The organism is Streptomyces sp. SM1 (assembly GCF_002910825.1).
Taxonomy (GTDB): Bacteria; Actinomycetota; Actinomycetes; order Streptomycetales; family Streptomycetaceae; genus Streptomyces; species Streptomyces okerensis.
In genome coordinates, this window is sequence record NZ_NEUB01000248.1 from 1 (window position 1) to 4,787 (window position 4,787).

General features: G+C 73.1%; 4 protein-coding genes. 2 read left to right on the forward strand and 2 right to left on the reverse strand.

The features are described from left to right. Nucleotides 1–105: 105 nt before the first annotated feature. Entirely contained in the window at nt 106–291 is a 186-nt protein-coding gene (locus tag B9S61_RS05835) for a hypothetical protein (RefSeq protein WP_103541230.1), read from the reverse strand. Between the two features lie 141 nt (nt 292–432). After that, nucleotides 433–1,305, reverse strand: a complete 873-nt coding sequence (locus B9S61_RS05840; protein ID WP_103541231.1) for an aldo/keto reductase family oxidoreductase — start codon at nt 1,303–1,305, stop codon at nt 433–435. Nucleotides 1,306–1,399: 94 nt separating this feature from the next. On the opposite strand from B9S61_RS05840, the gene B9S61_RS05845 reads away from it, so the two are divergent. Beyond that, nucleotides 1,400–2,287 carry a helix-turn-helix transcriptional regulator gene (locus B9S61_RS05845; RefSeq protein ID WP_103541232.1) on the forward strand — a complete coding sequence of 296 codons (888 nt, stop codon included), beginning with the start codon at nt 1,400–1,402 and terminating at the stop codon, nt 2,285–2,287. 191 nt (nt 2,288–2,478) lie between these two features. Then, the gene (locus tag B9S61_RS05850; protein ID WP_181007263.1) at nt 2,479–4,557 is read left to right on the forward strand and encodes an AAA family ATPase; all 2,079 of its coding nucleotides are present in this window, start codon (nt 2,479–2,481) and stop codon (nt 4,555–4,557) included. Nucleotides 4,558–4,787: the final 230 nt, after the last annotated feature.

A 4,787-nucleotide genomic window follows, 5' to 3' on the forward strand; every position in this document is an offset into this window, starting at 1 on the left:
GGCGTCAGGCGGCCGGGCACCCCGGCGGCCACGCGCCCGGAGCACGCCGCCCGCCACCTCGGCTTCGCCTGCGAGGCGAGCACCGGCGGGGGAGGTGGCCGGTGTCTACCTGCGGCGGACGCCGGCCTCCTCGCCGTACTCGCCGAGGACGGTCACGTCGAAGACGGCGCCGAGGAAGACCTTGACGGCGCGCAGGGCATCACCGAGGCGGTGCGGATGACTGCCCTGGACCGGGGTCGCGCCGGTCGGCCGGACCGGCGGTGTGGTGGGGTGGATGGTTGCTGCGCTCATGTTTCCATGGTTGCGCTTCGCCCCCGGTCCGGACATCGGCCGAAGGGACCGACCCGCCGGCCCCGCGCGTACACCTCCAGGGCGATCCGTACCTCTCAGGCAGGACGGGGTCTCCCCTAGGGGAGACCGGGGCGGAGGCGATCAGCGGCCGATCACGTCGAGCTCGGCGACGTCCTCCTCGGAGAGGGTGATGCCGGCGCCGGTGATGTTCTCGCGCAGGTGTGCCACCGACGAGGTCCCGGGGATCAGCAGGATGTTGGGCGACCGGTGCAGCAGCCAGGCCAGGGCGACGGACATCGGGCGGGTGCCGAGCCGGGCGGCCACGGCGGAGAGCGCCGAGGACTGCAGAGGGCTGAACCCGCCCAGCGGGAAGAACGGCACGTACGCGATGCCCTGCCCGGCGAGCCGGTCGACGAGGTCGTCGTCCTGACGGTGGGCGAGGTTGTAGAGGTTCTGGACGCAGACGAACGGGGCGATGGCCTGCGCCTCGGCGATCTGGTCCGCGGTCGCGTTGCTCAGGCCGAGGTGCCGGATCAGGCCCTGCCCCTGCAGGTCGACGAGGGTCTCGTAGGCCTTGGCGAGCGAGCCGGGCCGCGGGCCTCCGGCGTCGCCGAGCCGGAGGTTGACGAGGTCCAGCCTCTCGACGCCGAGGTTCTCCAGGTTGCTGTGGACGGCCCGGCGCAGGTCCTCCGGCTCCCGGGCCGTGGGCCAGCCGCCCTGTGCGTCGCGCACCGCACCCACCTTGGTCACGATGTGGAGCGCGTCGGAGTAGGAGTGCAGCGCTTCGCGGATCAGCCGGTTGGTGACGTGCGGCCCGTAGGCGTCGGCGGTGTCGATGTGGGTGATGCCGAGACGTACGGCTTCGCGCAGGACCGCGAGTGCCCCGTCGTGGTCGGCCGGGGGCCCCATGACGCCGGGGCCGGCCAGCTGCATGGCCCCGTAGCCGAAGCGGGTGACGGTCAGGTCGCCCATGGTCCAGGTGCCGCCGGGGAGGGATGTGGTCGAAGTGGTCATGCACCCACCGTCCGCGCCACCCGGCACCCCTGCCCAGGTCCCTGGCGATCCTGGGAGTGACAGGGACAGGGACGAGCGGCCCGCCCCGCCTACGATGGAACGCATGTCTGAGGAGAACCTGCTCGGTGACTACCTCCGGGCGCGCCGCGAACTGGTGACACCCGAGGACTTCGGACTGCCGGCCCACGGGATCCGGCGGGTGCCGGGGCTGCGCCGTGAAGAGGTGGCCATGCTCGCCGGCATCAGCTCCGACTACTACCTGCGGCTCGAACAGGGCCGCGACCGCAACCCGTCGGCGCAGGTCCTCGACGCGATCGCCCGGGTGCTCCGGCTCGACGACACCGCCACGGCCTACCTCCACCAGCTGACCGCGCCGCGCCCCCGCGCCCGGCGCCGGTCCCCGCGGCGGACCGTCCCGCCGGCCACGGCACAGCTGATCGACTCGATCGGGCTGCCGGCCTTCGTGACGGACAGGTCCCTCGACGTGATCGCGGCCAACGCCCTCGCCACCGCGCTGGCGCCCAGCATCCGTGTGGGGGAGAACCGGCTCCGGTCGTTCTTCCTCGACCCCGCCGAGCAGGCGCTGCACACGGACTGGACCGACACGGCGTCCCGGTGCGTCGCCGCCTTCCGCCGACGGCTCGGGTCCGATGCCGACGACCCGCGGGTCGTCCGACTCGTCGGCGAACTCTCCCTGGCCAGCGAGGAGTTCCGGCAGGTGTGGGCACGCCACGACGTGCGGCCGCTGGGCACCGGGCCGATCGGGATGAACCATCCACAGGTCGGCGAGTTCAGCCTCACCATGTCCAAGCTGGACGTCGACGGCCCCGACGGCATGATGCTCGCGATCTATCACGCCGAGCCGGGGACCGGGGACGCCGAACGGCTCGCCCTGCTCGCCGCGCTGACCACGGAACCGGCACGCCGGCCGGCCGACGCATCCGGCGCGCGGACGGCGGACGGCTCGCCCCGTCCGAGCTGACCGGGTCGGTCGTGGGACGTGTACCCGGCCCGCCGCCCCCGTCCGGCGCACAAAACCGTTTGGACCGCACCGGCCGCGCGTCCTAGAATCTCCGCTCTTCCCCGCCTCCCCTCACGGAGCGCCGCCGTCCGGACGGAAACCGGCCGGTATTCCGCACCACCGCCAGCAGCAGGCTTCCCGGAGGCACCCCCTTGTCCGCGTCCACTCCCGTAGATGAGCCCGTCGACGTCCCCGACCTCGCGGGCGACGGCCCGCTCGACCGCGAACGCTCCCACCTCGCCGCGTCCCGCTCCGCGCTGCGCGCCATGCGCGAGGACGTCGAGGCCCTCGACATCAGCGACGTCACCGCCAACTGGGTGAACGCGGCTGCCCTGCGGCACCAGATCGAGGAGCGCGTCAAGGCGCTGGCCGACCTCAGCGGCACCCCGCTGTTCTTCGGCCGCCTCGACCACCTGCACTCGCCCGGCGCCGAGGGGGCGGAGGGCGCGGAAGGGGAACGCTTCTACATCGGACGCCGGCACGTGCACGACGCGGCCGGCGACCCGATGGTGATCGACTGGCGTGCACCGGTGTCGCAGCCGTTCTACCGGGCGTCCAGGAAGGAACCGCTGGACATCGCGCTGCGCCGCCGCTTCGGCTACACCGGCGGTGACCTCACCGCGTACGAGGACGAGCACCTGTCCGACCCGTCGGAAGCGGCGACCACCAGCAAGCTGCTCCAGCGGGAGATCGAGCGTCCGCGCGTCGGCCCGATGCGGGACATCGTCGCGACGATCCAGCCCGAGCAGGACGAGATCGTACGGTCGGGCCTGGCCGGCAGCGTCTGCGTGCAGGGAGGACCCGGCACCGGGAAGACGGCCGTCGGCCTGCACCGGGTCGCCTACCTCCTCTACGCCCACCGCGAGCGGCTGGCCCGCACCGGCACCCTGGTCGTCGGCCCGAACCGCTCCTTCCTCCACTACATCGAGCAGGTGCTCCCGGCCCTGGGCGAACTGACGGTGGCGCAGGCCACGGTGGACGATCTGGTGGCCCATGTCGAGGTGCGCGGGACGGACGACGCCACGGCAGCGGTGATCAAGGGCGACGCCCGGATGGCCCAGGTCCTGCGCCGGGCCCTCTACTCGCACGTCACGATGCCCACCGAACCGGTCACGGTCGTCCGCGGCTCACGCCGCTGGCGCGTCCCCGCGTACGAACTCGAGGAGCTGGTGCAGCAGTTGCTGGACCGGGACATCCGCTACGGCGCCGCCCGCGACGCCCTCCCGCGGCGCATCGCGCACGCCGTACTGGTGCAGATGGAACGGGCGGGCGAGGCACCGGACGACCGTGTGCAGGACGCGGTGGCGCGCAACGCCGCGGTGAAGGCGGCGGTGAAGTCGGCCTGGCCGGCCGTCGACCCGGCGAAGCTGGTACTGCGGCTGCTGAGCGACCCGGACTTCCTGGCGGACCACGCGGAGGGCCTGCTCGACGAGCGGGAACAACGGGACATCCACTGGGCCAGGCCCGCCCGCACGGTGAAGTCGGCGAAGTGGTCGGCGGCGGACACGGTACTGATCGACGAGGCGACGGACCTCGTCCAGCGCACGCACTCCCTCGGGCACGTGGTGCTCGACGAGGCGCAGGATCTCTCCCCCATGCAGTACCGGGCGGTGGGCCGGCGCTGCACGACCGGTTCGGCGACGGTCCTCGGCGACCTGGCCCAGGGCACCACCCCGTGGGCGACGCGGAGTTGGCGGGAGGCCCTGCTCCACCTGGGCAAACAGGAGGCGGTGATCGAGGAGTTGACGGCCGGTTTCCGCGTCCCGACGGACGTCATCACCTACGCCTCCCGGCTCCTCCCGCACATCGCGCCGGGCCTCGCCCCGGTGGCGTCGATCCGCGAGAACCCCGGCTTCTTCGAGGTCCGCCGCGCCGGGGGTACGGACGACGTGGTCGCCGGCTGCCACGAACTCCTCGGCAACGAGGGCTCGGTGGGCCTTATCGTGGCGGACACCCACGTCCTGGAGCTCGCGGAGGCTCTGACGGCGGCGGGCATCACCTACGTCGCCCCCGGCGAGGAGACGACCGACGCCACCCGCCTGACCCTGGTCCCCGCCTCACTGGCGAAGGGCCTGGAGTACGACTACGTCCTGCTGCACGAACCCCGCGCGGTCGTGGACGCCGAACCCGACGAACGCACCGGCCTGCGCCGCCTGTACGTCACCCTGACCCGAGCGGTCTCCGGCCTGCTCATCACCCACACCACAGACCTCCCACCCCAACTCACCTGACCACAAACGCCGCCACCCACCGCACGCAACCGCGCCACAGGGCGGCACGGCAGCACCCCCAGCCCACCATCCGCGGGCAGTCGTGCCGCAGGGCGGCACGGGTGGGCGCGACGGCATCCCGCAAGCGCCGGGCCGCGCGACCACCCCCGCCCAGCGACACCCCCGGGTGACGGGAAAGCGCGGGCTCAGTCCCCCAGCACCCGCCGCCACTCGGCAACCGCCTCCGCCGC

Coding starts and splice junctions, on each gene's coding strand:
- B9S61_RS05845 (WP_103541232.1), top strand. CDS start 1,400: ATGGAACGCATGTCTGAGGAGAACCTGCTCGGTGACTACCTCCGGGCG.
- B9S61_RS05835 (WP_103541230.1), bottom strand. CDS start 291: ATGAGCGCAGCAACCATCCACCCCACCACACCGCCGGTCCGGCCGACC.
- B9S61_RS05840 (WP_103541231.1), bottom strand. CDS start 1,305: ATGACCACTTCGACCACATCCCTCCCCGGCGGCACCTGGACCATGGGC.